The organism is Citrobacter amalonaticus, from assembly GCF_037053465.1.
Taxonomy (GTDB): domain Bacteria; phylum Pseudomonadota; class Gammaproteobacteria; order Enterobacterales; family Enterobacteriaceae; genus Citrobacter_A; species Citrobacter_A amalonaticus_H.
The window spans coordinates 204,828-231,649 of record NZ_JBALIF010000007.1; the positions used below are offsets into that span (position 1 = coordinate 204,828).

Genomic DNA, 26,822 nt, shown 5'->3' on the forward strand with positions numbered 1-26,822 from the left:
CGTGATTATTCGAAGCGGTAGTGCCCGTCTTCAGCGGACGGTAACGCAGAACATTGCAACCCTTCATAGCAGCCCAGATTGACGGTCAGACTCTCCCGACTATTGCTGAGCTTGCCAGCTTTAAGGCCCAGCAAGCCGGTGCGGCCCAGCTGGATACGTCTGCCTTTACCAAGGCGAGGCTCAGGCAGCAATCGTACAGGTACGGTGAGACGCAGTCGGGCGTCACTGCGGTAGCCGAGATAAACGCGCAACAGGACCAGTAAATCGGTATGGAGAAAACCACCAGGTAACCACCCTTCTGCTTCCTCCGGATCTTCTGTCTCCAGTGTCACCAGTACCCGACTGCATGCTTCCTTTGCCGTTTTACCCAGCGTGGCTCGCTGAGACAGACGGATCCGATTTTGGGCACCCAGTCCGCTGCGGTTATCGATATGGACCTTAACCGGGTCGGGTTCGGTGATAATTGCCCGGGTATTCGGTGCCAGCAGACTCACCAGGGCCCGGATGCCTTCTGCATTGCGCGTGGGTAATCGCATGGTGCCCAGCAAGGCCAGAAAGCGGGAAACCGGCGTTGCCACCTGCTCAGCCGTGCCCGGTATACCGAGTCCGACCAGCCCCAACAGACACTGTGATGTGGCATCACGGCCACCTGCCTCGAAGGTGGCCGGATAGGCGTATTTTCGCCAGATCCGATAATACTGGGTGGTGATGCGGTGGCTGAAAATATCCAGAAACGAGGTGACCGCCTCGTGCCCCTCGCGGCGCTGCGCAATGTCGTCCAGATAGGACGTTGGCAGAGGGGAGTCCACGCCATACATCCCCAAAAATGTCGTACGGACCGTTGGGGGCAATGTCGGGTTGTCTTCGTCGGTCTCCACCGCTTTGAGGGTACTGACCGGGAATCCCATACCAGGCCAGGGCCTGAAGCGTACCGGATCGTTGGCCGGATGGCTGGTGGTGCCCAGTTTCGGCGCGTCCGGATTTTCCTGCTCCAGCAGCTGGCAGAAACGATAAAAATTAGCCCGCCAGATATCTTTGCTCAGGACTAATGTCAGCCCGGTACGTGCTGGCTGTGATTCTCGCGCCATCTCAGTCGTTTTCCTGTCGGTTGCAGCACCAGCGTGAGCTGGTTAAAGAGGTGAATATCCGCGTAGAGCGCGAAGAAGCGATGCAGCATCTCGCCGAAGAGATTCACATCGCCTTCGCCTGCAAAATTGTCCATGTTCAGCGTGACTTCTATGTCCACGCCCCGAAGCATAAAGCCCTTCTCAAAGCGTCGGATCAGGGTGTGCTTCACCGCGACGATAGCTTCGAGCCGACGGCGGTTCATTTCATCATCGGTCCAGTCGTACAGCGCCAGTGTTCCCCGCAGCACCTCAGGATTGTCCATCATGCTGAGGAAGTTTGAGCCGAGGTGGCTCATCACTCGCCAGTGAAAACGGTCGTTGGCGGGCGGGTACAGCGGCATTGTCGGCGCGGAGACGTTCAGTACTCTGACGGGCACCTTCCCGGTTTTGACCACCCTGTCCAGCAGGGTACTTTCCAGTGCCTTACGCGGAAGCTGACCATTGGTACCGGTGATCCGCATCGAGAGCGACTCCGGTTTATCGGACAGCTGCTCCAGTTCGAACGAGCGGCCGCCGAGAATCAACCAGGTGTCATACAGCCCGGAAGGACCCCGCTTCACACGGGTATGAAAATAGCGCTCTGGTGCATCGTGGCGCATCATTCCGCCACGGTGTCGGAAGCTGGTGAAGGGCACATAGGGGTGTTTGCCATTCTTCACCGCGCCATGGATATTATCGACGCTGTAAATCTCGGTGTGACCATCCTGAAGACGCAACGGCCTGAGCAGATATTCGTTATCCAGCGGGTTAAGCGTCAGCGGGTCGGCTTCCAGGGTGAAGAGGTTGATGACCGGCGCACAGTGCAGCCGGAAGTTTTCCGTCTCAAAAGGCAGATCGGATGACCAGGCTTCACTGAGCACGATGTCGATTTCAAACCAGGAGCTGGCTTCAGTGAGTCCGATGGTGTCGAGACCACGCAGCTCAACAAACATAAATTTCGGACGGAAGCTAAAATATTCCAGCAGCAGCTGGTAGCCGCTGAAGGCTGTATCTGCTTTCTTCCACAGGCCGTCATTGTCATCAAAGCCCATGGGTTTGCACCAGCCATCAAACTGATGACGTTCGGTGTATGTCCCTGCATGGCGGGCATACATGGCGTGGACGCGACGGGTCATTGCCAGATGCAGTGCTGAACTGATCGGACTCTCTGCGTTGAGGAAGATGGCGACTTTGTCGATCCCGGCTTTGCTCCAGTCTACTTTTTCCGGGCATTCGAAGCGCAGACGGATAGCAGAGCGGCCATCGGTTTCAGTATGCAGGCGGGCGTCCGCAAGATGCAGTGGTTGCAGGGGAACATCGCGGGTCGTCCGATACTGACAGGCGGTTTTATGCTGCCCGACAGGGCGTGAAAGCACGGAGAAGCCTTCAGCCAGCATTTCGGCCTGACGCAGGCCACGCCAGTCTGGCGAGAATTCGACAATGGCCAGCGACGGGATGGTCCGCATATAGTGCGGCCACAGCAGACTCACCAGCCCTTCGGTCAGTTCCGGCAGGTCATCATCCAGCTTTTCACGCAAACGGCCCATCAGGAAGGCGAAGCCTTCAAACAGACGTTCTACATAGGGATCGCGGGCGCCGGGTTTATCCAGATTAAGCATTGCAGCCCGATCCGGATGGGCTCGGGCAAACTCTTTACCCGCCTCACGCAGGTAGCGCATCTCAGCTTCGTAGTAGCGTAGGGTTAAATCATCCATACAACTTTAAATCCTGATTTATTGGTTTTTATTTAATTAGGTTCTATTGCTATGTATATTTCTGATTTGGAATCATCTTGATAAGAATATGAATAAACGGAAAGAATCAGGTCTTCTCCATCATATTTTATATAAAATGGGTCCAGGATACCTTCTACGGGGATGATCCGTTTTGTTGTTCTTTTGTCTATGTCTGTTTTCCAGATGCAACCTAAAGCACCGCTATTGTCAAAGTAAAATGTATTACTATCATCTCCCCATACATACTGCCGGGTATATCCAAAAGCATCGTCAGTGATCGAATTGTCAGCCATATCCGCAAAAACATTTAAACCCTGGTCCGGCCGGTTGACTGGAAATACGTACATACCTTCATCTGGGTCTTTAACATTACCATCACTTGAAGCAAGTCGCCATTTGCTATCAGGCGAGATCAATGAGGCATTACACTCTGATGTACCACAATAACCAGTCCATGACTTTGTTTTTTGTGTCACTGCATCTGCTTGCTCAGAGGAAATGTCTGAAATGCTTTTCCCACCATCTGGAGATATAAACAAATAATGATATTCTTTATGTGAATCATTCCCAACAGCAAAGTAAGCTAAAGCGTTTCCTTGAGCATCTCTGGTGCGGGATAGTATATCTACTTTCCCATCATATTGTTGAATGATACGGGGGGGAGTATCTTCTGCAAGTTCTACGAGAAGCGTAATATCTTTATCTTGATACCGTCCGCTAACAGAAATATAAATGAACAAATCATTTTTAATTTCTTGGTATGTTAGCACTGACGATACATACATGCCTTCCAGATTAATTCCGCCTTCAAAGCTATCAGATGAAAATATTTTTTTCACAAGCCATGGTGAGTCGGTGATTGTAAATCCGGACTTGGTCTTAATTGGAGCGTCCAGTTCCTCATCAATTTTGTCGCCTTCGCGGTTGAAAATATCATTTATATTCTTGAGGTTGTTGCTGGCTGCGAGGTTTTTATTACGAATTAGATAGCTGTCAGTAATGCAGGTTACATCACCCTGACAACTGTTCCTTTCTTTTAGCCATTCATTTTGACGTTCAGCCAAACGTCCATGGCTTAAAGAACTGTCATAAGTCTTTTTGAAAAAATTGTTAAGAGCACTGTCAAGTCCTGATAAATACTCATTGCTACATATCGTTTTTTCTGTTGGTGATAATTTTGCAAGGGAACAATCAAACCCCGCCGAAAAAGCAACCTTGCTGCCAGACAGAAGGCATAAAGCCAGAGCAATAAAGCGATAATGCATAATATTCCTTGTTTGTTTCCATTTCATATTACTGGCAAAGCACCATGGCACGGGCCGGATCGATGGCGATCAGACCCGCCAGTAGCGTATCCATCTCAGGCATCAGACGGGCTTTATCGGATTCGCTGCGACCGGCTTTCAGGCGCAGCAGTTTCAGGCGGCGAGCCTGGACTTCAAACAACAGAGCGGGTTCCCAGTCTTCCAGCGTCAGCTGTGGTGCGCTGGTGGTCAGTTCGCCAAGCAGGTGAAGCGCCATATCGTTTCGTCCGTACTGCTCTGCCACCCGGGCCATCAGCAGGCGTATCAGCCAGCGATGGCGTGGAGTGTCCATCCCCGGTCGGGACTGGAGCCAGGCAAGCGCCGCCTCGGGTCCTTCTGCGTCACCTTTTTCCATAGCTTCAGATTCAAGAAGCAGCACATCGTCTGATTGGCTGTTAACAACGGTAGCGGGTTCATCACCGTACAGCAGGCCTTCCTCATTCACTTTTTCAGCGATCCAGGCGGTGGTGACTTCATCAGCGAAGGGCGTTCCGTCATTCCATGCCAGCCCTTCAAGGCCCGGAAGGCGCTGAAGGAGCAGCCGCAGATCGAGAAGAACGGAGTCTGTCCAGGCATCCCACGGGTGACCGGCATGACTGAGCCCCTGCCAGAGATACCACTGGAGATCGAGCCAGAAATGATTTACTCCCTCGCAAAACATCTGGCTGGCCTGCTCAACCAGTTCAGTCCAGTTTTTCTGAAGGTAGAGCCGCTTGAGTTGAGCCCGAGACTCGGCCTTCGGCGGTACCAGACGGGTGCGCCCGCTACTGTCCAGCGGAGGGATTTGATCAACCGTGTCCCATCGCACAGTCTTAATCAGCCGGTGAGAGGCAAGCCAGCCCTGCGGCTGTTCACTCAGCCAGCGGGAAAGTAACTTTGCCTGGTCGAGCAAATCGCGACCAGATTTCACGGCTGACAGCTGCGGTGAATCTGAGTGGGCCGGTTCACGTCCATGCTCCTGGGCGCTGCTGTACTGGGGGACCAGCGCCTCCATACCGCCTGAGCGAGCCAGGCGGTTTTCCAGTGCAGTACACAGGCCAGCAAAAGAAGGCTTATCAGCTTCCGGCCAGTTGACAACGGCAGACTCAAGCAGGTTTATGGCGCCGACCGTCAGACAGGCATCATTACTGTCGACTTCCGGCCATAAAGAGAGTGTGTCGATAATTTTTGTACTGTTCAGCCATTCCAGGGCTGCTTTACGGGCAACCGGGCGTTGTGGATGACAGGCCTGCCCGAAGCGGGTCAACATCGCAACAAGAAGCAGTAGGCCCTCAGACAAACCTTTTTCGCCGTCGCGGCTGAGACGGGCCTGAACGTACCAGGTGACAACACGAATATCTTTGGCGCTTTCGCAAAGACACTTCTGGGCCAGTTCGCACAACCGTGCTGAATCGGTACCCGAAAGCTTATTAATCTCTTCACGCATCAGCTGAAAATTATCATCGTATGCGGGATCGTCGCCGGTTTCAGGGCCGGAGGTGAACGGGTGCAGCCAGTTATCCCAGAGCGACAGGGCGTCATTTGCCCGGGAGAGGAGACGCTGCCTTTCTTCTTCGCTGGTGGCGCAGGCGGTTAACAGATCTTCCGGTGAACTCATTCTTTTTCCCGTTTGTTAGTCTCTTTCATAAATCTCACGACCGCTTCCAGAGAATCGTCGTCCTTGCCATTGACGATTTGCGGTGGCTTCCACTTCAGCAACATACTTTTCTCTTCACCCTGAGTGGGTTTGCCCTTCCAGTAGCTTTGCCAGTGGGCTTTTCGGATATGGGGACGAAGGCGCCGATGGGGCGCGGAGGATCTTTCCACTGAGGTACTGGCTTCCGATACTCGCGGTGCCTGCCTGAGCGCCGAACCGGCCCGGACACCCGCAAAAATTTGCACGGGTTTATCCGGAGGTATGAAGCGCTGATGCTTTCCGACGCGTCTGGGGGCTGGCCGGACGGGTTTCCCCTGCCTGCCCCATTCACTGTTCTCAGAGCAGAGCCAGAACAGCACCGGCAGTACCGCGTTCCAGAATCCATGGATCCCCTTATCCTGCTGGCTGATGGCCGTGGAAACAGGGTTGGTTAGGGCGAGGTACTCCATCCCTAATGGAATGTGCTCCCGGGAAAGCGGATCCTGAGCCAGCGTCAGGGCGAGCAGCGCATCAGTCTGGTTATCATGATCGGCAAGGGTGAAGAAAGCGCCCATCAGGGCACCCTGACCTTCGGCAAAGACTGTGTCAGCCGGAAAATCGAGCCAGAATCCCCAGAACGGCAGGCGGCGAAGCATTTCACCTGACAGAGCATCTGTCTGACGGGTTTCACCCAGGATCCGAAAGAGGGATTCATCGCAGTGAAGGAGTGTTTTACCGGTACGCCAGGCCGCAAGCGCCATATAAACGATATGTGGCGGGAAACGCTTCATGAGCACGGGGCTAAGAAACCCTTCCTTTGGTGCCGGATTATGCTTCAGCCAGTCACTGATCCAGGCCCGACACTGCCGAAAGGTCATAAACTGCCAGGGGGCCGGTGATTCAGGCTCCCGCCATTTATCAACCTTGCTGAAAATACCCGGGGACCAGCCTTCCACCTGTTTTGCGAAAGCGAGTGCCGGATGAAGTTTCCCGCCCATCGTTACTGGAGCTCTTCTGCGCCAGCGGCGACATTAAAGATAGCGTTGGGCAGCGTGAATCCCTGTAGCTTCAGCAAGGCAAGTGGGCCGTTGCCGAGCTCACTGCGCATCACAAACTTCAGAGGGTTGCCGTCGGCGGTGATCCACACCAGTTGCGTTCGGCTGGCATCAAGCGGGGTGATGAGAGCCTTGTCCAGCAGGCGAATGAAACCCCAGTTGCCCTGATTGTTAGCATAGAGCTGCATACCACTGTTCACGCTCCGCCAGCTGAGCGACACGCCTGGATACCAGGTATTCCCCGGCCACGTGAAGCTCTGCCAGCTTTCCATCTGGTTGAAGTAATCCAGGTTTTGCTCATCAAGGGTAAGTTGCACTCTGGCAACATCCCGCGAGGGACGCGCCATCAGTTCGAAGTGAACCCCTGCATCGCCCTGAGAGAACACGATATCTGACAGTTCTGCCAGCTGGTTAATCGCCTGAAGGAAATCCGGGCTCACCACCATTCCCTGGCTTGCAGAAGGGTCAACGACCCAGCGATTTCCTTCCTGATGAAGGATCCCGCCAAGATTAGTTTTCAGGAAGGTAGTGATTCGACCCGAGTCGCTACGCAGAAACTGTGCCAGCAACGGCAGGGAGGCATCGCTGCCGGTGGCTTTAAACGGATACCGTCCCGCAAAGGCCTTATTCCACTGATCGACAATGGTTGTCTGCCAGCGGGCATTGAGGCTTCCCGCTGCCGGGGCAAGAACCTGCCGCCAGGCCAGATCCAGTGGTTGCACAAACAACGACTGGCCAAATCCGTTCCACTCCTGCCCCAGGCTTGCTGCAACCAGACTGCCATAATCGCGGGTGTCCGTCAGATCGATGGCTTTCCCCTGGAACACGGTCTGGGCAAGCATCTGCGACATAGCCTGCGGATCCGGGGCGCTGGTGACCTGCTGAAGCTTCAGTCGCACCTGGGTAACACGGGCAAGCCAGGACTGGAAACTGAGATTACCGTTGCTACCGGTTCCCTCTTTACCTTCCATCAGACCCATCAGCGGTCCAAATACCCCATCGAGCGGGCCTTTAGGCCCCTGCGCCTGTTCGATAAACTGTTTGGCATTTTTTTTCTGACCGATCAGCTTTTTCGCTGAGTCCACTATCGAATCAGCCAGTGCCTCACCCTTTTGCCCTGTTTTTCCCTGCCAGGCCAGCGTGTTCATCAGAGCAACCAGCGGTGACTGGCGGACATCGCCGATCAGATTAAGCTGAGCGATTGCTTCAGAAAGTGACGTGGCTTCCTGCCACTGAATGCTGTTGACCATGTTCAGCCAGGCATTACCAAAATCGGTAAAATAGCGTTCTGTCAGACGGGCTTTCAGCGCCTCCGGGGAGATATCGCTCCCTGTCTGGTGCGTCTTATCCGTCAGGACCCAGTCAATTTCATCGCGACGGGTTTTGACAACCTCGTTAATCGCATCCTGAACCTGCTCTTCCCAGGCCTGACGCGTAAACATTCCCGGGACGACTTCGTCAGTGCTGAATACCGTTGAGGCATCGGTGCCGCCGGTCATATCTGCAAGGGTCAAATCAGGCCAGTTGCTGGCAACGCGCTTCAGCATGTCCTGGTATAACCCGGATTCAGCGTTACGCTGGCCTATCTGCTTGAGCAGGATCTGACGGACCGTGCTGATTAATTCAGCGTCGGGCTTAATTTTCCATTCCGGATGAGCCGGGAGGTTCTGTGCGTAGAAGCCCAGCAGTTTCGGTGCCAGGTCCTGCCATGTGCCATCCGGCACATTCTGACGTTTCGGCCAGGCGACCAGTACGTTTTTTGCCAGCCAGCCTGCGTCCGCTTTATCCGGACGGGCCAGCATCAGATAACTTTTCAGCATGTCATAGGTGTGCTGTGTGCCCTGCGTACGGGCATCACTGGCAGGAGGAAGTTGCACAAAGGCATTCAGCTGCTGCCTGAGACTCTCTGCGGTGGCATCTCTCATCAGCTGTGCGTTGTTTTTCGCATACAGCGGCCAGAGCGCGACCAGCGTGTCGCTGTCCTGATTTAGACCAAAGCGGGTGTACCACGGAGCGCCGGTTACTTCACGATGTTGCAAACGGGCGATAGATTGCTGTAGTACGAGCTGGTTGTGCAGGCGTTCAGCCAGGGGTTTTGCAGTATCCGCTGCCTGTCTTGCCGTCTCCTGCGCCTCATAAATCTGAGCCCGGTTAACGACGAGCGACAGCAGAGTACCGGCTCCCCATAAAAGGATCAGGGAAAGCAGGAGTAATCGCAGAACCTTAAGCCAGTTGAAGCCCAGCTTTCTGCCGCTGACGGCATCACAGTCATCAATGACGGCTTTCCATGTCGGGGTGTCGAGACGTGTGTTCGGCACCGTTCCGGCACCGGCCAGTTCTGGACTGAACATGACCCCGCGTAAACGCCAGGCCGCAGATCCCTGCATCAGCCCGCTGAGTAAAACGGTCAGGCTGGCCTTCAGTTCGTGTCGCAGGCGCGAGGACAACTGAAGCAGGCCGTCATGTGCCGGATTCTTCAGTATCTGTGCCATTCCGAATTTTTGCAGGCGTTGTGCCAGTGTAGAAAACGCTTCACTCGCCCCTTTAACAGTGCCTTCCGTACCAAAAATAACCCCTGCTGGCGTCGTTTCCGCGTCCGGCTGAGCGCCTGTCGCTTTGTCTGTCAACCACAGCCAGACAGGGGCCTGCCAGCCAAGCAGATGGTCTGCTTTCTGGCGGCAACGCAAAAAGGCATCCCGTTCGCTATCCGTCGGGAGGGTTGAAGTATTCATCACCTGAATGATGCCATCAAGCGGGTGATCGGGCCGCAGGCGTTTCAGTTTTGACAGGAAGATCTCATCCGGGAGTGATTGTGCGTCACCGCCATAAATCAGTACGTTGCCGTCGCCTTCCTGCCAGAGGTCATGACACAGGCCCGGAGCAGCTTTTTGAACGTCGTCCTGGTTGCCCATAACCAAAAGGAGACGCACTTTACGCTTCCAGCGACGTCCATAGCGAAAGCGCAGGTGTTCGGACACGACGTCTTCGCTGAAAACCGGTTCATCATCGTCTTCTTCACTGGGAATTGGGTTCACCAACGGAGCGGCACTCTCAGCCTTTTTCTGCCCCCACTGGAAATACAACCCGGATTTACCCGCGTGGTCGAAAGCCTTCTCTGTCAGCCAGCCGAGTAAAAATATCGCGGCAACCAGTATGGCGCAGAATGTGAGTATCCGTTGGCCATCATACGGCCCGAAGCCGGTGGCAGAAGCCACATTTTCCGGAAAGGCATAAAACAAAAATGCCACGATGACTGTCAGGAAAAAGGCGACAGTCACAACGGAGCCGATGAGTGTTTTTACTTTTACCTTAGACATTCTTAGGCGATTCCTTGCGAACTTCTTCTTTGGTGATGACGGCAACCCAGATGTCATCCTTGTCAGCGGCGGGTTGTGCGGCGATAACCTGCGGCCCGCGTTGTTCAACGTCAGCATTGGCTAGCGTGATAGCCAGCCATGGAGCCGCATGGCCTGTGTATCCCAGCACTGGATCGATACTGAAGTTGTCCTCAGAAAGACTAAATGCCACCCCGCTCTGCTCGCAGGCATTATTCCAGCCGCTTCCAGAGGTCAATGTAGGACCGGAGATCCAGCTTCCTTTGAGTTCATCGGGGCTGGTCTTCGCCCAGAGCATCGCCCGGGTGAGTGTCTTTGTGAGCGTTGTTTCTGCTCCCCTTTCGGGGCGACTAAGGCGGAGTGCATCCGGCCAGGCGTGGGCTTTACGGTTGCTCAATACCACCATCGAGACGGCATCTGCGTCATCTTCCCGGGGGGACGCCGGTAACGACAGCGTGATGGCAACCAGAATGCCTGGATTGTCCCATCGCTTGTCCAGCCAGGCATCGAATGCGCTCAGCCCTTTTCCGGACATCAGACGAAAAATCCTGCCGGTCTTTAGTGATAGATCGGCCTTAAGCTGCTCTTCAATCAAGGGGTAAAGGTCGTTATCACAATCCAGCACCAGCCAGCACGGCAGCTCCGGCGGAAGCGGCTGAACTATCCCTTCTACACGCGTGGTCAGTTTAGTCACCGCAGCCGTCAGGGCCTTAGTTAAATCAGACTGGTATTCTGTTAATGCCGCGTATCTGACCGGTTTGTCACATCCTCTCGGGTGGGAGAAGTCGATAGCGGGGGCTGCGGCTTTCATTGCCTCAAGCAGGTCATCGGCTTTGTTTCCGGCCGGGGCCTGAATGTATGTACCGAGGATCCATGCGCAGCGCTGACCGCGAAGAATTTCACTGTCGATGAGAGCTTCACGGTCGACATTACGCGACTCAGCTCCAACCTGCTCTGCTTTATAGGCAACCCTACGTAAACCGAAAAGAAGCCCCCAGGTACAAAAAGGAAGGCCCAGAGCGGTGAACCAGAAGACAAATCCGGTTCGCTCTGATGTCCAGCACCACAGAGTAAGCGCTATGCCCCCCAGCATGACAAACGCGAGAAAGAGCAGCCAACGCCCGGTGCCGGGACGCGGTATCTTAGGGGCCTTTTCAGGGATGGCATCCAGCCAGACGGGCATAATCAGGCAACCTTTGCAGCGGCAAATGAACTGATCAACGTGCAACCACAGGCACATTTGTGACCGTGAAAGGCAACCGGGATACCATGGTCAAGATAATCAGGATTACCTTCTACGATGGTAGTTGGTCCGTGCCCCTCGACCGGGCAGGACACTTTGTCGCCTTTGCGGGCAACGCCGATACCACCGAATTTCATCGTTTCGGAAGCGGTCTGTACCGAACCACCGTGAGTGGTTTTATCGCCTTTACGGATAATCTGGAGCATTATTAGATTCCTCTTTCTTATCTCTTAACTAATTCATCATTCTTTAATTCCCATGTCTCAGCTGGGATTTTCTTATCCGTGCCGTCAACAGAGATTGAAGGAATGTTTATTCTGAATGTTTCTGGGCCACTGGTTATTGATGGATAATGACCCCCACAGAAATCAATAGTCTTCAGATGTTTGTATTTCTCATCTTCCGTTTTGCTAAACACATGTAATGGGCCCCCATCGCATGCATTTCCCAATGGGCTATCAATAAATACTATTATTTGTTTTCTGGCTTCGTACAAATATGAAAACGATAATACTGATGGTGCGCGATAAAATTCACATTTGTAACTATCAACAAGGTCGTCATTGATTTTTATTCTACACGTATTATTTTCTGAATACGTATTTATCCTTGGTACTTCATCTGCAATGGCGAAATTATTACATGTGAGGAATGCAAATAAAATGTAGGGCACTAACTCAGTCGCTCTAAAGTCCATTTGGCTAGCCTAAATTAACATTTATCACTGGGTTAGGGTTGAGTTTAGTAACTCAACCCAGATCGTCCGCTGATACATGCTGCGTCCGAATTTTCTGGGGTAGGATTCTCGTTATGATGAATCTTTATGAGAGGTCATTGATTGTTACATCCTTCCAGTGATTCGATCAATTTCACATACCCACTATTGTTGAAATTAAATAAGGCCGTTTTACATACAGGACTATCACTCTTATTTACTGAGATAGATTGACCTGTTAATGCAATCATTGAACTATTTTTATAAGCATCAATCTCAAATGGAAGACCAACAGGGGTGCCATTATCAGAAATATCAGCATAATTATAACTACCATTAGTATCTGATGGTAGTGTTGCGACAACTGCCCCTGATAGTTTATCAATAACCCAACCACATACCCAATTATCACGAAGGCATTCTTTACCATGACCGCCAAAGGCTGTATAGATTCTAAAGTGTCCTGCAAAATTAACAGGCTTTTTTAGTTGCTCTTGAACTGCATTTTTCCAATGTTGCGAGTAGTTTTCCTGTTCTTTATTAAAGTGAATATTTCTTTCAAATGGCCCGTTACTTACGGGAACTAGGTAGTCTGAAAACTGTGGGTTAGACCTGTCAACATCTTTACATTGAGCATATGTTGCCGAAGCCATTAAAACTAAAGCTGTCAAAATGAGTTTTATTTTAGTTTTCATTATTCCCCTATGAGTAAAAAATTAATCCCTACCCTGCTTCAATTATTATCTGATGGTCCGATGCCGGTTCCTGTTGGTGTTAGTTGATTAGACTTTACCCACCCTTCCACATCTTTACCGTCTTTTGTAAAATACATTATATATGTATAATTGTTATAATCTGCTGATGCATTAACAAGGTCGCCTGGTATTATAAATAGATTTTTGATTGCGCACTTTTCATCCGGGGCTGAGTAGAAATAAGCACGTCCCCTCCCTGACACTTTATAACCAGAATCACTGCTAGGGATAATCGCTCTTTCTGTATCTGCTTTGTCAGATACACTTGAACAATAATCTTCAGCATGTGAAATCATAGGTGAAAAAGAGAGTAATAATATAATCAATGCCTTCATTTTATTAACCCTTGGCTTTTCATAACACTATGAAGTGCTCTCCAGTATTCCATTGGAGAGCAACGATCGCTGCTTCGTAAAGTGAGTTGATAAGGTTGCGGAAGAATCCAACAGGCTGTATTTTTTCATCCAGATAATCAAAGCTGGCAGGCTCTGCGGTTACAGTTCTGAAACCCAACTTTGCCAAATCATACTGTGATAACAGTTGTGGCACAGCCTAGCCTTTAGGCACGTAGGCATTTTCTGGTCGCAGCTGCCAGTATTCCTGTTTTGTTGATTTATCCGTTTCAGCCAGACCCCACCCGGCATTGCTCTTATGAACCGTAAGCTGGGTCATCGCCATGGTCTATATCGCACTCGGTTGACATGATCTTATTAAAGATATTGTTTTTAAAGTCATACAGAGAGTTAGCGCATTTTATTTTATCACTCTCTTCAGGTGGATTATTTTCACCATATATGAGCATCATTGTTGAGTTAGGGTAATATGTTGCATCAAATGCATCTGGAGAGGGTGTTCCATTGTCTGTGGTTGAATGGTATTTTGTATTTCCATTAAATGTAGGCAGTGTGGAAACAATATGACCAGTCAATTTATCGATGATCCATCCGCATGCCCAGCCATCATTCCCACATTCTTTTAGAAATTGACCATTGTTGCTAATGTAAACTCGATAGTGCCCAGCGAAATTTACGGGCGCCACAAGCTCTTTCTGCATAAATGACTTCCATTTTTGCGTAGACTGTAACTGCTCTCCAGTTAAATCTAATTTTTGGACAAATGGCCCTGTACTTATTTTTGTTGCGTAATCTGAAAATTGAGGTCCATTAGTGTCGTTTGCAAAAGAAAACGTAGAAATGAAACACAGGCTAAAAATCAAAAATTTACTTGCCTTCATTTTTCGACTCCATTAATACTTTTACCATATCGTCAGGTTTAATATGTGCAGCGTTAACGCCATCGCCAGAATAATAAGAAACACCTTCACTCTTAGCAAATCTTCTCTTGTGTATTTTATGACCCTTACTATCTAATTTGAAATTACCATCCGGCAATGTTTCGAATTCTGTTTTCGAAGGGCTTATTTCCTTACCTTTGCGGACACCAGCAGATGCAAATTCTTTTGCCCACGCATAAATCGCATCCTCAACGCTACCATTACCTTCAAGATAATTAATGATATCGGGTCTTTTTATTTTTATTAAGTATTCTTCAAAGATTTTATCTTGCATTTCTTCATTATATTTTTGATTAATATCAAGCCCCAATGAAGAAATGGCTCCTTTTAGTGCATCTGGGGTTATCTGGAAGCGCCCTGTTGCAAATAGACCGTTCGAAGATGAATCATTCTGTGAAGCTCTAACTTCCTTAATAGTCATCTCGGTTAGATTAGTCTTATAGTGAGGCTTATAAGTCACGTGAACATTGTAAGCAGTGTAATCATTTTTAGATTCAACATGCCCCAAAAAGTCCGCAAACTTGCTATGCGCCCACCCAGTATTTTTCTTTATTAATGCACCAAGAAACGCAATCGGATGCATATGCCATAAGGAAGGGCCAAGTTTTTCAGATGTAACATCCTGCATCCATGCCATCTTATCCAGGAAATCTTCGCTGTATTTCTTCCATTCAGGAGCATCTTTCTTCAGTGCATTAAGGAATGGTTGCCAGATAGCATCGCCTTTTTTAAAGTACCAGTCGCTGGGATGTTTTACGATTGTTTTCTGGATGACGTCACGATAGTCGGGATTATGAAGTGCTCTCCAATACTCCATTGGAGAATAACGGTCGCTTCCGCTGTCAATTTTATCCAGCAGGCGCTGATAATTATGCTTCACGAGAGCATGACTGGTTCGCGTATCTTCGGTCGCGGCCTGGTAGAGTGAGTCGATGAGGTTGCGGAAGAATCCAGTGGGCTGTTTTTTTCCATCCAGGTAATCAAAGCTTTCAGGCTCTGCGGTTTCCGTTCTAAAACCCAATTTAGCCAGGTCGTACTGAGACAAAAGCTGAGGCTCAGCCTGCCCTTTTAGCGCGTAGGCATTTTCTGGCCGCAGTTGCCAGTATTCCTGTTTTGTTGATGTATCAGTTTCAGTAGTGACCTTACTCAGCGGTAAAATGCCTGTCCGCGTTGTCGATGTCGCGCCCTTTGCGAAGGTGCATTTAGCGGTATCTTTTGTGAAGAGAGCAAGGCCTGGAGAATACTTCAACCAGAGTGGGTTTTTCTCCCCCACTTTTTCTGGGTTGGTCAGGAATTTTTCCAGATTATCATCCATGCTGTTACATTCAATATGAACCTGATATCTCGCCTCATATCCCCCGTCCTTTGGTGCCTGATAGTAGCCCATGTGCCCAATCGAGTCACCGGCCTTGATAGGGAGAGGTGAACTGAGACTGACTGTTTTATCAAAAACCATGACTTCTTTTGCTGGTGGAACCAAATGATCCCACCAACCAGGGCCACTTCCTGGCGCCGGTTTAATGTTGTTATTGTCGACCAGCATCCAGACTCTTTGGCCCGATTTCAGTTTTCCGCTATCCGCGTTCAGAGTTGCCAATCCATAAGTACGTCCCCCCTGGGTGGCGGTGAGGGAAGTGTCTGAGGCATCCCAGGTAACAGGAGTCCCTTTGTTGACATTGCCTGCACTCGCTGGTCTCTGGTCGCTGCGGCTCAAATCCATAATCAACCAGTCGGCTTCTGAATATCCAGAGAGCGTATCCTGAGTTATCCAGTGGATTTTTTTCGCACTTTCATAGGCTGAATACGGCGCAAGATGCATATACAAGGTGTAGAAATGCAGTCCGCTGGACTCTTTCTCACCTGGTTGAATATAGTGTTTTACTAGGACAAATGACCCCGAAAAACTTAGCGGACCAGATTCCCAGCCTAGCGTCAGATAATCCTTGCAGACACGATATGCAACGACTTCCCCATCAGCCATGCAACGTATAGCCTGCTCGCCTTTAAAAGCAACAGGAAAATCGAATGCCTCCAACGGTGCGCTACCACTCAGGGCACACCAGGGGGTTGTGGCGTGGGTGATATGGATACCGCCATGCCACATACCGCTGCGACCGATCGTGTATTGTCCGGTGGATTCACCACCAAGGTGGGAAAGAATATCTTCTGTCGTTGAGAATTCCTGACCACCTTGCTTTGTGATGGGGAAGCAAATCTTTAGTTGTTTATTTTTATTACTGTCATTTTGCTCCTGGGATTGATCCTCAGCGCCAAAACGGTACATGATAAATGCGGGTTTTAATTTCTGATAGGCATGTCCCGGATAAAAACCAAGCTGCTCCTGCCTGAAGTCTGAAATCCATTGAGTCCCATTGAACATCGCCATATGCCCATATGGATGACCAGGGATGGGCTGAATAACGACAACATCACCTGCCTGTTGTCCTGGAACTGATGTGACATCTGATAACGGGGCACCATTTCCAGCATATGTATAAACAGGTACAAATCCCTTTTTATTTATAGGTTTTCCATAATCAGCGGCTGCGGGGTATTTTAATCCTGAACGAGGGGCTGGTCTTTTTATCGTCATGCCTCCAGCTTCAATTGCTTGCGTTACATAGGCTGCACAATTACGCTGACTGTGCTTATGAGCATTAGCATTAAGGTGTGATATTGCCGAATCTTTATTCCACATAAAATCATCTCAACTACTGGAAGCGGTAGGGGGCTGGTCTGAAGTCTGAAACATTATCGATTTGCCACTGTCCATTATTTTTAATCATGGCAACTATAATAATCTGTGGTTTTTCCTGTGCACCCCCTAGATAAATTTTAACGCTGGACTGTTTTTTACCAGGTTTAACTATTTCAGCTTTAATTTCTTTCCAGTCATCGTAGGCATCTTGCGCCCTGATGATATAGACATATCCCAGTTTAGGTTCAACATCATCGATGTTACATACTGGATCATGCCCAGCCTCACATATTTTAGCTTCCTTTATTTCTTTATTGAATCGGGGGGTGACATATTTATTCATCATTGAATTAAATATAGTGGCATCAGGAGGTACCATTTTGAAGTAATAATCCATATATAATGAATAAAATTCTTTCGCAACCTGTGCTGGGCTTTCTTTGTAATCAGTAGCGGAATGAACACTAAAATTGACCAGCAAGAGCACAGCAGTTAATAAAGAATAAATTTTCTTGGGAATGTTCATGGCAAATATCCGAATTTGTTCGTCATTTTCATTAGTCGTTAAAAGACTTACTGCTAATTTTGCTCTCCTGAGCGATATCCGTCAGGCTGAAATTGGGTGTTTCGTTGGGAAGGTTTGCGCCCGAGCCTGGTACCAGATAGTCAGACGTTTTCATAATGAACTCACCAGATGAACCATGCTCAATCCCGTTCTTACTCAGCCTCAGGTAAGACCCGCCACCGTTCAGTGTCAGGGTTTCCGGGGTGCTGATAATAATTTCGTCTTCACTGCTGGTCACCGTCAGCTGTTTTTCAGAAAACAGTGCCATCGTGTTGTGCTGAGCCTGAATCTCGATGTCTCCCTGGTTGGCAACCAGCTTAGCCCCTTCTTTATGGACAAACATACCCAGGGCTTTTTCTACCGTTACAGACAGATTCTTCATCGCACCGATATCAAGATGCTGACCGGCATTGATCATGGTATTGCGGGTACTGCTGAGCTGAAGATGTTCACCTGAGGTAAATGCTACCCCCTGCGGAGCACTACCCAGCAGGACCGAAGACTGGAGGTCTTTGATTTTGTCGGTCACGAGACTAATCTGGGTATTGATGTCGCAGACCAGCGCTCCGGCGGCAACAGCTGCGCTGTTCAGCGCCTGCATCTGGCTGTTGGCCTGGTTAATCTGACTTATCGCAGGGGCCATTTCCAGCACCGGCCCCTGGGCTTTGGACTGGGCATCCGCTGTCAGGAACAGCCCTTTTGCAGCCCGAACTGCGCCATGCTCGTCTGTACGCAGTTCAAAACCGGCGCCGCGCTTTTCACGCTGGCCATTGACCAGGTGTCCCATGTTTAGTTGCGTTTTGCCATATTCCGTCGCGAGCTTGATATGCTCTTCCTGGCGCTTATCCTCCATCCGCAACTTATTGTTCGCCGGGGTACGCCACACGTTCCGCGTATGATTGTCACTGGTGACATGGTCCGGATGTTCTGAGTCATGCAGGGCATAGGCGATATAGGGGCGATCAGGATCCCCGTTGTCGAAAATGACGGCCACTTCAGTTCCGTCGATAAGCGGAGAGTGGAAGCCGTAGGTATCACCGGCATAGGGTTTAGCCAGCCGCAGCCACAAATAGGCATAACCCTGTTCAGGACTGTTACGGTCAAAGTCCAGTTTCACACGGTAGCGCCCTTCCGGGTCGAGCCAGGAATAGGTGTCGCCTTTTTGTGTGCTTTCCACCCGGGCTGGAAGCGTTCCGGATATCACCGGGCGATTGAGTAACGCCGGACGATAACAGACGGTTTCGCTATACGGGATGCCTTCAAAGGTCAGAGTAAAGCTACTTTTTCGTGAGCCGCTGGTGCGCACCGTGGTGATGACGATGCCTTCTTTTACGGTATCAGGAAGCGTTCCGTCCGTTTCCAGTACCTGCCCCGGAGACAGATGAGGGCTGGAGGAATGCCCGGTGACCTGATATTGCGCATTCAGAATGCGTTCGTGACGCAGACGGGCGAAGTATGCTCCGGTCTCTGTGCTTTCAGTATCACCTTCAGTCAGGAAGGGCTCCGCATAATGGTACGTCTCCCCGGTGGTGATCCCTTCCTTGCTGAAAATGCTTTCGGAACTGTCCTGAGGTTTCAGTGCTTCACGGTAGTTGTAGTCACGGGTGGCCACACTCCCGCTCACGACATTGTAGCCAGTCTGAATATCCCAGATGCTCTCCTGCCCGCTGTCACTCATCCCGGCCTGATTGCGCAATGGCAGGGTGACACCAAATTCATACTGCTGCTGGCTGTCCTGGAAAATAACCACATCCTGTTCAAGACGGCTGTCCATTTCATAGCGCCAGTAAATGCCCACTTCTGCCAGCAGACGCTGGATAAACTCAAGGTCGGTTTCCCGCCACTGGGTGATGAGCTCACGGGATGGATACTCACGGGAGAGACGGAACTCAAAATCAGGACCTTCCAGACCGTGCTTACGCAATACCTGTTCAACCACCTCTGTAACCGACTGATTGAGATAGATCTCGCTCCCTTTCGTATAGTCCAGAAGGGCAATACGGGGAACGATCGTCAGCGCGTAATGGGTATCATCATTAGACGTAGATACACGGCGAAACGACTCCACTACACCAAAAACCGTCCGTACCGGCAGAGCCGGTGTCCCGTCAAATACCGGGGTCTGGAAGGTAAATGACGCCGGTTTCAGCAATAACGTCTCACACGCAATATCTTTAGAGGAGCAGGTAACCGCCACGTCATAACGCCATGGCTGGCTAAGTGATTCAACGGCGTTGTAACGCAGAACATCAAGGAAATCGCTGCATTCATGCACATCTACCCGGTAACGAGACTGGCCTGACAGCTGTTGCACCGCATCGGTTGCTTTCTTGATAAGTGTTCCGCTCATGACGCCTCTCCTTCTGCCTGTTCATCAAATTCCAGCACAATGCCCTGTTCGTCATCCCAGGTCAGCTGTAGTGAGGACGGCTTTTGTTTCGCCGCCATATGGCTTAACAACTGTTGACTCAGAACCGGCAGGATCTGCTGGTTAAGCAGACTGTCCACGTTGCGGGCGCCGGTATCCGGCAGCAGACAGGCTGCCGTCAGGGTGTCGATGAGACTTTCGCCGATGTGAGTGGAGATGCCGTAGTGACGTTGCAGACGCGTGCTCACCTGTGCCAGTTTCATGCCTACGATGGTGCGCATCGCATCCATAGCCAGTGGGCGGTATATCACCGTCTGGAAGCGAGCCAGTAAAGCAGGCTGGAAATGGTCGCGCAGGGTCGGACGTAACAATTCATGCAGGCAGCTCTCCGTGGCTTCTGGTTGCTCCTCCAGCAGCTGCATCAACTGATCACTGCCCAGGTTGGACGTCATCAGGATCACGGTATTGCGGAAATCGATTTCACGCCCTTCCCCGTCCCGCATAAAGCCCCGGTCAAAGACCTGATAAAACAGGTTCATCACATCCCGGTGGGCCTTCTCCACTTCATCCAGCAGCACCACGCTGTACGGCCGCTTACGGACCGCCTCGGTGAGAATACCGCCCTGACCATATCCGACATAGCCCGGAGGGGAGCCTTTCAACTGCGAGACCGTGTGTGGTTCCTGGTATTCAGACAGATTGATGGTAATGAGCGATTTCTCACCACCATACATAACGTCAGCAAGTGCCAGCGCGGTCTCTGTTTTGCCCACCCCACTTGGCCCCACCAGTAAAAACACGCCCTGTGGCCCGTTCTCTGGCGTCAGGCCCGTTTTTGACGCTCGCAGTCGTTGGGCGATGGCATTCAGGGCAGGATGTTGGCCGACAACACGGGTTGCCAGCTGCTCTTCCAGCGTCAGTAATTCGGTCTGCTCATCCTTCATCAGCGACGAGAGAGGAACCCCTGTCCAGTCGGCGATAACGGTCGCAACGGTGCGGACATCAACATCCAGCCCCAGTAATGGGCTGTTATTCTGAATTTGGGAGAGCTCTTGCTGGAAGGCGGAGATCTCTTTCTGGCGGCTGATGTCTTCCCGGCAAGCTTTCAGCGAGTCGGTAAGCTGCTTTTCAGTCTCATACTGTGACTGAAGGGCCATTTTTTGCTGGCTGAGTGCCTGGGTCCGTTGTTCAATCTGCGGCAGACGACTGGCATCAACGGTGTTACCCAGGGAAATATCTTCCAGCAACTCCTGCTGCTCCATGGCAAGCGCAGTCAGTTCAGCCTGCAACCGGGTAAGCTGTTCTGGCTGCGTGTCCAGGCTCATCCGTACCCGGGCCGCAGCGGTATCCAGTAAGTCCACCGCTTTATCAGGCAGCTGGCGCCCTGTCAGGTAGCGGCGGGATAGCGTCACCGCTGCCCGGACGGCCTCACCGGTAATGTGTACGCCATGATGTTCGGCATAGCGGGATTTAAGACCGCGCAGCATCAGGCAGGCTGTCTCATCATCGGGCTCATCAACCTTGACCATCTGGAAGCGGCGCTCCAGGGCAGCGTCACGTTCGAAGTACTGCTTGTATTCACTCCAGGTGGTGGCCGCAATGGTTCGCAGTTCACCGCGAGCCAGTGCCGGTTTCAGCAGGTTGGCCGCATCTGCCCCGCCCGCCTGATTACCGGCACCGATAATGGTGTGCGCTTCATCAATAAACAGCAGCACCGGCACCGGGGAGTGCTGGACGGCGTCGATGATATTTTTCAGACGCTGTTCGAACTCCCCCTTTACACCGGCACCCGCCTGAAGCAAACCCAGATCCAGTGTCCTGACGATGACGGGCTTAAGACTTTCGGGCACATTGCCCTCAGCAATACGTAGCGCCAGGCCTTCAACCAGGGCCGTTTTGCCCACGCCGGGTTCACCCACGAGGATCGGGTTGTTCTTCCTGCGTCTGGAGAGAATATCCACCATCTGACGGATTTCGTTATCGCGACCAAAGACCGGGTCAATCTTTCCTTCCCGGGCACGGGCAGTCACATCAACTGTAAAACGATTGAGAACGGACTCTTCCTGTGAAACGGCAGGCTGCGCACTTCCGCCTTCAGCCTGATTTTGTGCTTCATGCTGTAACGGTGCAGCCCGGCCAATAATGCTGACATTGCCAGACTGCTCACTGAGCGCAACGTCATGCCGCTCATCCGACTGGGCTTCCAGCAGGGGACGTAACCTTTCCAGCTGGCTGGTGGTCAGGGTCATTAAGGGCCAGAGGCCATCGCAGCGCGTCAGTCCTGACATTTCAATCATGGCCGTGAGCAAATGTATGCTGCGGATCTGCTCATCTCCCGCGAGCGTGGCGGCAAGCCAGGCCTGTTTCAGAAGGGTCTGGAGGGAAGCAGAAAGCTCCGGGCGTGTGCGAACTGAACGAGGCTGTGCATCCAGCCAGCTCAGAAGTGACTGCCAGACGGCATCCATATCCCATTCATAGCGTCGGGCAAGAACGGTCAGGTCACCTTCCCCCTGCTCCAGCAGTTTCAGCAGCCAGTGCTCAGGCGTGATTTCTGCATGCGCACGGGTCTGACATAAACAAGCCGCCCCCTCCAGTGCTCTGGCGCAATAAGGGTTAAGTCGTCGTAGCAGGACTGCTGAATGATGTTCCATGTCGTTCCCTCTTGTTCAGGCACGCTACCGCCCCTGGCCGTCAACCGATGCCCATAAGGTTCATGCCGATAAATTGTGAAACTGCTCTGCAAAGCGTCCGTCTGACAGGCGCTGTGCGGAGCAAAACAAAAAGGCGGACAGAAGGGATCTGCCCGCCAGAGTCTTATGCTGTGGTGCGTTCGTTCCAGGAATCGGAATGAATGATGTTGCCGTCTTTGTAGGTCCAGGTGATTTTTTCGTAGCGCAGCTCGATTTGCTCAAGGTGGTTATGCTTCTCGAAGGAGGCATCCTTGATGTCGTGCATTTTTGGTGCAACTTTCACCAGCTTGACGTTTTCCAGTTTGGTGTTGAAATACTCAACTTCCTGGCCTGCGTCGTTGATTTTGTACCACTTAAATTCAGCAGACTTCAGGGTCTGGCCCGTGGTCACGGCTTTGTAAAGGTACGGGCTGGAAGAGTCGATTTCTTTGGTAAACAGGAACGGCGTGTGAATACGGGTGCCGGTTAGTTTGCCAGTATTGTTATCGGTCGGGATGTACAGGTTGTGTTCCTGAGCAACAACTTCGATGCTCCCTTCGCGATCTTTCACATCTACGGAACCCTTGATGTCAGCGCCGCCATCGTCTTTCAGCCACAGATAAACTGGGATTGCCATGTTTTACTTCTCCATTTCTTGAGTTGAAACGTCACGTACATCCTGTGACGCGTGTTTTGCGCCTGGCAGACGACAGGCGTCAGCCTGCGGTACCAGACTGATCTCGACACGCCGGTTATGCGCACGGCCATCAGGCGTGTCGTTTGATGCAATCGGTCGGCTGTCACCGTAACCCTGAACGGCAAAGCAACTTTCCGGTACGTCCCCGGTATCACGCATCCAGTTACGGACGGCCTCAGCTCGTTGTAAAGACAGGGTCTGGTTGAGCTGAACGCTACCGGTATTGTCTGTGTGGCCGCTGACCACGATGAGCCAGCCTGGTCTGGCTTTGATTCCGACCAGCGAGTTGACCAGCATTTTGGTGGAGCCCGGTTTCAGCACGGACTTACCGGAATCAAACAGCGACATGCTGTCGAGACGAACAATTTTCGGTACTGGTTTTGGTTTAGGTGCTGGTGGAGGCGTCCAGGTATCAATAGCCTGTTGCAAGGCCAGCCACAGTCGTTGGCCCGGGTAATAGCCCAGGCTGTAACGCAAAGGCTCACCCTGGCGCTGCCAGCGTTCAAGCAGGAGGGCATCCTGCTTCAGGGCGGCCAGTGATTCTGCCTTAGGGCGATAGTGGTTCATCGGGATTGCATTCCAGCGCTGCAAATCGGTACTCACCTGACGAATCAGGTCACGGTTATTGAGCGCAGAAATACCCAATGCGGTCAGTGCACACAGCCACATCAGCAGGATCAGGCGAAGGGTACGCTGGCCCCCCTGCACAGTTGAAGCAAAAGGTGCCAGCAGCGGCAGAACCGCATCCGGAAACAAACTTGCCGGGGCTTTCTGCCCTAGATTTCTGAAAAACTGCAAACAGGTGCGGGTATATAGCCAGTCGGCCCAGACTGACTCAGTACCGGGAAGGACGGTACCGAGGCGCATTACCACGGAAAATGCTCGTTCAGGGGGCGTTAACCGATCAGGCTTCTCAAGCTCATCAGTCAGGGTTTTACGGATAAATGAAAATGCCTGACTGATCGCGGGCTGCGCCGTAATATTGTCATCAGTCTGCTGCCAGTCGATGAAAGCCTGCGGCGAATCATTTGCCGGACACACAATCGGCTTGTCACCCCGAATAATTATCCACGGTGTCTCAGGTCCGGAGAATTCGGCACTCACCACCACCGGCAGTGTAAAACCCGTCAGGGATTTTATCTGTTTGCTCTGCTGCCGGAGCGTCTTCAGTGTGGAGCGCAGAACCGCTTCATCCTGATGATTGTCTGGCAGGCAGCGGTACATCACCGAAAGCTGACCAACCTGGCGTGGGAACTGCGTCTGTATGTTGCGGACAACATCCGTTAACCGGCTGACGTCATCGGCCCGGAGCCACCAGCCCTGAGCTGTTTTACGCAGAGGACTCCCCTGAAACAGCGCATCCAGCCTGTCACCGCATACCAGAACAACGGGGCCCTGGGTGTCGGGTAGTGGCAGGTCAGCAGCTGAAACGGTGGTGTCGGATACCGGCTGCTCCCGGCGGCAGTTCTTAAAAACAAACCAGCCTGCCAGCAGGAGGATCAGGACCGTGGTCAGGCTTTTAAACACGTTTCCTGTTGGGATGAAATACCAGAGCAACCACAGCAATGTGGCAACAGCTGCTAAGGTGTGCAGGGCAACCGGAATAATGACTGATCTACGCATTAGCCATGCAGCTCCGGTATTTGTGCTGACAACAGTGCCTGGAGCCACAGATGACCACCCCACCAGATAACGCCGGTCAGGATGATGGCAAGCGTTATCCAGAACCAGACTGAACGCATCAGACTCCAGCGATGTTTCCCCATCCGGTGAACAATCAGAGACAGACCTGCATCAGGCGGAGAGACTCGCTCAGAAAGGGCTTTGACGACTTCATCCCGCTGCGACTGACTGACCGCCTTCAGGCCATACAACCCCTGAAAACCCAGTGCAATAACCCGGTGATAGCACGTCAAAACGGCCGGGTTCGGTGAGGGCTGACGCAGAACTTCTGCAATGCGATCCCATAACGCTTCACCTGCCCGAAGTGATCCGAAAAATCGGGCCTGAAGCGGGGCTTTACGCCATGCAGCCTGGCCCTCATCAACTTTCGGCTCTTCTCCTTCCTCGCACTTTTCAGGCTTACGGCTCATTACCGCCTCGTCCAGCAAAGCACATTGTGCATAGGAAATATGTCCGACGCTGGCCTCGTCGTAACCGGCACGCTCCAGCGCTTCCCGCACACTTTCAACCTGTTTAACGCACTTGTCGTAAAGCGCACTGCCATTGAGCGTGACAGCGCCTTTCTTCAGCATGGTGACGGTAAGCCAGGTATCCGTCATCAGCTGGTCGATATCGATATCCTGTCTCATGAGCGCAATACCGCAAACATTTCAAGTTCCAGTGCGCCAAGCATTTCAGGCACGTAGAACATACACACGCCCTGCTCCTGCATTTCATGCGCAGCGGGGCTTTCCATATCAAGCGCGAAGTACTGATTTTCCATACGTACAGGCAATGCGGCCGGAACCCTGCTGACAGGGATCAGAGGGATACCCTTGAGTGCAACACCATAGATCTCATTGACGTCATCAGGCGAACCTGCCTGACAAAGTGCCGGGAATTTATCGGCAACCTGCCAGGCCGGGATATCAGAGCGAACAGAGAGATAGAGGTCGGCCTCTTCACGCAGACGAATATCGTGAAGGTTTGCTTTCCAGGTCTGCCCGTCCGGACGAGACATTTCCAGTGCGATGACCCGGGACGGCAAACTTGCTTCCAGCAAACCCGTGATCAAGTCAAACAACGGTGGAAACGCATTGGCAGGCTCCTCGTGGTCATATCCCGGTATGGCGTCAAGATCATGGTCCAGAGAAAAGGTCAGCATGCTTCCGGCCAGACGTGCGAGCTCAGCCCACACCTGTTCAGGCGGACGGGAAGGAAAACGTTCGTATTCCATCAGCACCCTGGCGTGGGAATTCAGCGCATTCAGCAACCAGAAAAGGGAAACATCGGCCACGGCAAAATCGGCAAGTCTTTCGTTGCTCTCTCGACGCATTGTCATCAGACGCTGGCGTCGGGAGCGTAGCTGGCGATTGAGCAGCACCAGACGTTCGCGAAGAACCGGACTTGCCGCAAATGACGCAACAGGAGGAATGAAAGACGGATCCAGTCGCCATGCGTTATGTCCATCCCGGATCAGTCTTGCGACAGGGCAAACTTTCCACGAGTCATTACTTTCATGGGCAAACCGGATGGTGAAGTTGAACCGGGCAACGGCCATGGATTCTTCTTCAGATCCGAAAGCATCCTGCAATGTTACCCATTCCTCGCGATAGCGAAGCGGTCGATCCGGGGAGACACCTTCCTGCTCAACGTTGATCACACCCGGCTGCATGTGAGGGAGTGCGATAACGACAGTTACCGCATCAAGACCTGCCAACTGACTGGCATCTAACTCACGTGGTGCCGGAGGCAAATCACTCCTTTGTGCATCAATCAGCGAACCATCTTCCAGCCAGAGGCGTAACTGCGTAATCTGGATCAGACCCGATGAAAGAAGACTGTCATTAAATTCAATCTTTTCCACACCCCAGGGGAATGCTGATGCCAGTGCTGTTGCACCGGCGCTGCGAAAAGATTCCCATTCTGCCTGCTGCTGGAACTGCTGAGGGGACAGCAAAGCCCCCTCGTTCCACAGTGGACGATAAATTTTCATCCCTGCGAC

The 26,822-nt window shown here is 51.8% G+C and carries 21 protein-coding genes; all 21 read right to left on the reverse strand.

Translation table 11 applies throughout. The features are described 5' to 3' along the window. Positions 1-5 precede the first annotated feature (5 nt). The 21 genes from tssG to tssK all read right to left on the reverse strand — a co-directional run bounded on the left by tssG (position 6) and on the right by tssK (position 26,813). Positions 6-1,088, reverse strand: a complete 1,083-nt coding sequence (gene tssG / locus WB371_RS14080; RefSeq protein ID WP_285143857.1) for a type VI secretion system baseplate subunit TssG — start codon at positions 1,086-1,088, stop codon at positions 6-8. Next, the gene (gene tssF / locus WB371_RS14085) at positions 1,052-2,821 is read right to left on the reverse strand and encodes a type VI secretion system baseplate subunit TssF (protein WP_336220677.1); all 1,770 of its coding nucleotides are present in this window, start codon (positions 2,819-2,821) and stop codon (positions 1,052-1,054) included. Before tssF ends, tssG begins: the two co-directional genes overlap by 37 nt. Positions 2,822-2,853: 32 nt before the next feature. Further along, complete coding sequence (locus tag WB371_RS14090) at positions 2,854-4,107, reverse strand: hypothetical protein (protein WP_336220678.1); 1,254 nt, start codon at positions 4,105-4,107, stop codon at positions 2,854-2,856. Between the two features lie 28 nt (positions 4,108-4,135). After that, positions 4,136-5,743, reverse strand: a complete 1,608-nt coding sequence (gene tssA / locus WB371_RS14095; RefSeq protein WP_336220679.1) for a type VI secretion system protein TssA — start codon at positions 5,741-5,743, stop codon at positions 4,136-4,138. Beyond that, a complete protein-coding gene (locus WB371_RS14100; RefSeq protein ID WP_336220680.1) occupies positions 5,740-6,759 on the reverse strand; it encodes a hypothetical protein in 1,020 nt (339 codons plus the stop codon). Before WB371_RS14100 ends, tssA begins: the two co-directional genes overlap by 4 nt. A 2-nt stretch (positions 6,760-6,761) precedes the next feature. Next, positions 6,762-10,133, reverse strand: a complete 3,372-nt coding sequence (locus tag WB371_RS14105) for an ImcF-related family protein (protein WP_336220681.1) — start codon at positions 10,131-10,133, stop codon at positions 6,762-6,764. Further along, positions 10,126-11,334 (reverse strand): hypothetical protein, encoded by a 1,209-nt coding sequence (locus WB371_RS14110; protein WP_336220682.1) that lies wholly within the window; start codon positions 11,332-11,334, stop codon positions 10,126-10,128. Before WB371_RS14110 ends, WB371_RS14105 begins: the two co-directional genes overlap by 8 nt. A 2-nt stretch (positions 11,335-11,336) precedes the next feature. Further along, positions 11,337-11,600, reverse strand: coding sequence for a PAAR domain-containing protein (locus WB371_RS14115; RefSeq protein ID WP_285149754.1), 264 nt, complete (start codon positions 11,598-11,600; stop codon positions 11,337-11,339). Positions 11,601-11,617: 17 nt separating this feature from the next. Next, entirely contained in the window at positions 11,618-12,091 is a 474-nt protein-coding gene (locus WB371_RS14120; RefSeq protein WP_285157349.1) for a hypothetical protein, read from the reverse strand. Between the two features lie 134 nt (positions 12,092-12,225). Next, a complete protein-coding gene (locus WB371_RS14125) occupies positions 12,226-12,804 on the reverse strand; it encodes a hypothetical protein (protein ID WP_336220683.1) in 579 nt (192 codons plus the stop codon). A gap of 38 nt (positions 12,805-12,842) precedes the next feature. After that, positions 12,843-13,199 (reverse strand): hypothetical protein, encoded by a 357-nt coding sequence (locus WB371_RS14130; protein ID WP_336220684.1) that lies wholly within the window; start codon positions 13,197-13,199, stop codon positions 12,843-12,845. A 19-nt stretch (positions 13,200-13,218) separates the two neighbouring features. Continuing rightward, the gene (locus tag WB371_RS14135) at positions 13,219-13,413 is read right to left on the reverse strand and encodes a hypothetical protein (RefSeq protein ID WP_285149750.1); all 195 of its coding nucleotides are present in this window, start codon (positions 13,411-13,413) and stop codon (positions 13,219-13,221) included. Positions 13,414-13,513: 100 nt separating this feature from the next. Further along, the gene (locus tag WB371_RS14140) at positions 13,514-14,098 is read right to left on the reverse strand and encodes a hypothetical protein (protein WP_285149749.1); all 585 of its coding nucleotides are present in this window, start codon (positions 14,096-14,098) and stop codon (positions 13,514-13,516) included. After that, positions 14,085-16,856 (reverse strand): hypothetical protein, encoded by a 2,772-nt coding sequence (locus WB371_RS14145; RefSeq protein ID WP_285157352.1) that lies wholly within the window; start codon positions 16,854-16,856, stop codon positions 14,085-14,087. The genes WB371_RS14140 and WB371_RS14145 overlap by 14 nt, the downstream gene beginning before the upstream one ends. A gap of 13 nt (positions 16,857-16,869) precedes the next feature. Next, a complete protein-coding gene (locus tag WB371_RS14150) occupies positions 16,870-17,382 on the reverse strand; it encodes a DUF3828 domain-containing protein (RefSeq protein ID WP_285143867.1) in 513 nt (170 codons plus the stop codon). 31 nt (positions 17,383-17,413) lie between these two features. After that, a complete protein-coding gene (locus WB371_RS14155) occupies positions 17,414-19,771 on the reverse strand; it encodes a type VI secretion system tip protein VgrG (protein WP_336220685.1) in 2,358 nt (785 codons plus the stop codon). Then, on the reverse strand, positions 19,768-22,440 hold the full coding sequence (gene tssH / locus WB371_RS14160) for a type VI secretion system ATPase TssH (protein ID WP_336220686.1): 2,673 nt from the start codon (positions 22,438-22,440) through the stop codon (positions 19,768-19,770). The genes WB371_RS14155 and tssH overlap by 4 nt, the downstream gene beginning before the upstream one ends. 163 nt (positions 22,441-22,603) lie before the next feature. Continuing rightward, on the reverse strand, positions 22,604-23,095 hold the full coding sequence (locus WB371_RS14165; protein WP_021241774.1) for an Hcp family type VI secretion system effector: 492 nt from the start codon (positions 23,093-23,095) through the stop codon (positions 22,604-22,606). Positions 23,096-23,098: 3 nt separating this feature from the next. Further along, positions 23,099-24,778: an OmpA family protein gene (locus WB371_RS14170; protein WP_336220687.1), complete on the reverse strand. Its 1,680-nt coding sequence runs from the start codon at positions 24,776-24,778 to the stop codon at positions 23,099-23,101. Further along, on the reverse strand, positions 24,778-25,467 hold the full coding sequence (tssL, locus tag WB371_RS14175) for a type VI secretion system protein TssL, short form (protein ID WP_285143871.1): 690 nt from the start codon (positions 25,465-25,467) through the stop codon (positions 24,778-24,780). Before tssL ends, WB371_RS14170 begins: the two co-directional genes overlap by 1 nt. Continuing rightward, positions 25,464-26,813 carry a type VI secretion system baseplate subunit TssK gene (gene tssK, locus WB371_RS14180; protein ID WP_336220688.1) on the reverse strand — a complete coding sequence of 450 codons (1,350 nt, stop codon included), beginning with the start codon at positions 26,811-26,813 and terminating at the stop codon, positions 25,464-25,466. The genes tssL and tssK overlap by 4 nt, the downstream gene beginning before the upstream one ends. Positions 26,814-26,822: the final 9 nt, after the last annotated feature.

Coding starts and splice junctions, on each gene's coding strand:
- tssG (WP_285143857.1), bottom strand. CDS start 1,088: ATGGCGCGAGAATCACAGCCAGCACGTACCGGGCTGACATTAGTCCTG.
- tssF (WP_336220677.1), bottom strand. CDS start 2,821: ATGGATGATTTAACCCTACGCTACTACGAAGCTGAGATGCGCTACCTG.
- WB371_RS14090 (WP_336220678.1), bottom strand. CDS start 4,107: ATGCATTATCGCTTTATTGCTCTGGCTTTATGCCTTCTGTCTGGCAGC.
- tssA (WP_336220679.1), bottom strand. CDS start 5,743: ATGAGTTCACCGGAAGATCTGTTAACCGCCTGCGCCACCAGCGAAGAA.
- WB371_RS14100 (WP_336220680.1), bottom strand. CDS start 6,759: ATGGGCGGGAAACTTCATCCGGCACTCGCTTTCGCAAAACAGGTGGAA.
- WB371_RS14105 (WP_336220681.1), bottom strand. CDS start 10,133: ATGTCTAAGGTAAAAGTAAAAACACTCATCGGCTCCGTTGTGACTGTC.
- WB371_RS14110 (WP_336220682.1), bottom strand. CDS start 11,334: ATGCCCGTCTGGCTGGATGCCATCCCTGAAAAGGCCCCTAAGATACCG.
- WB371_RS14115 (WP_285149754.1), bottom strand. CDS start 11,600: ATGCTCCAGATTATCCGTAAAGGCGATAAAACCACTCACGGTGGTTCG.
- WB371_RS14120 (WP_285157349.1), bottom strand. CDS start 12,091: ATGGACTTTAGAGCGACTGAGTTAGTGCCCTACATTTTATTTGCATTC.
- WB371_RS14125 (WP_336220683.1), bottom strand. CDS start 12,804: ATGAAAACTAAAATAAAACTCATTTTGACAGCTTTAGTTTTAATGGCT.
- WB371_RS14130 (WP_336220684.1), bottom strand. CDS start 13,199: ATGAAGGCATTGATTATATTATTACTCTCTTTTTCACCTATGATTTCA.
- WB371_RS14140 (WP_285149749.1), bottom strand. CDS start 14,098: ATGAAGGCAAGTAAATTTTTGATTTTTAGCCTGTGTTTCATTTCTACG.
- WB371_RS14145 (WP_285157352.1), bottom strand. CDS start 16,856: ATGTGGAATAAAGATTCGGCAATATCACACCTTAATGCTAATGCTCAT.
- WB371_RS14150 (WP_285143867.1), bottom strand. CDS start 17,382: ATGAACATTCCCAAGAAAATTTATTCTTTATTAACTGCTGTGCTCTTG.
- WB371_RS14155 (WP_336220685.1), bottom strand. CDS start 19,771: ATGAGCGGAACACTTATCAAGAAAGCAACCGATGCGGTGCAACAGCTG.
- tssH (WP_336220686.1), bottom strand. CDS start 22,440: ATGGAACATCATTCAGCAGTCCTGCTACGACGACTTAACCCTTATTGC.
- WB371_RS14165 (WP_021241774.1), bottom strand. CDS start 23,095: ATGGCAATCCCAGTTTATCTGTGGCTGAAAGACGATGGCGGCGCTGAC.
- WB371_RS14170 (WP_336220687.1), bottom strand. CDS start 24,778: ATGCGTAGATCAGTCATTATTCCGGTTGCCCTGCACACCTTAGCAGCT.
- tssL (WP_285143871.1), bottom strand. CDS start 25,467: ATGAGACAGGATATCGATATCGACCAGCTGATGACGGATACCTGGCTT.
- tssK (WP_336220688.1), bottom strand. CDS start 26,813: ATGAAAATTTATCGTCCACTGTGGAACGAGGGGGCTTTGCTGTCCCCT.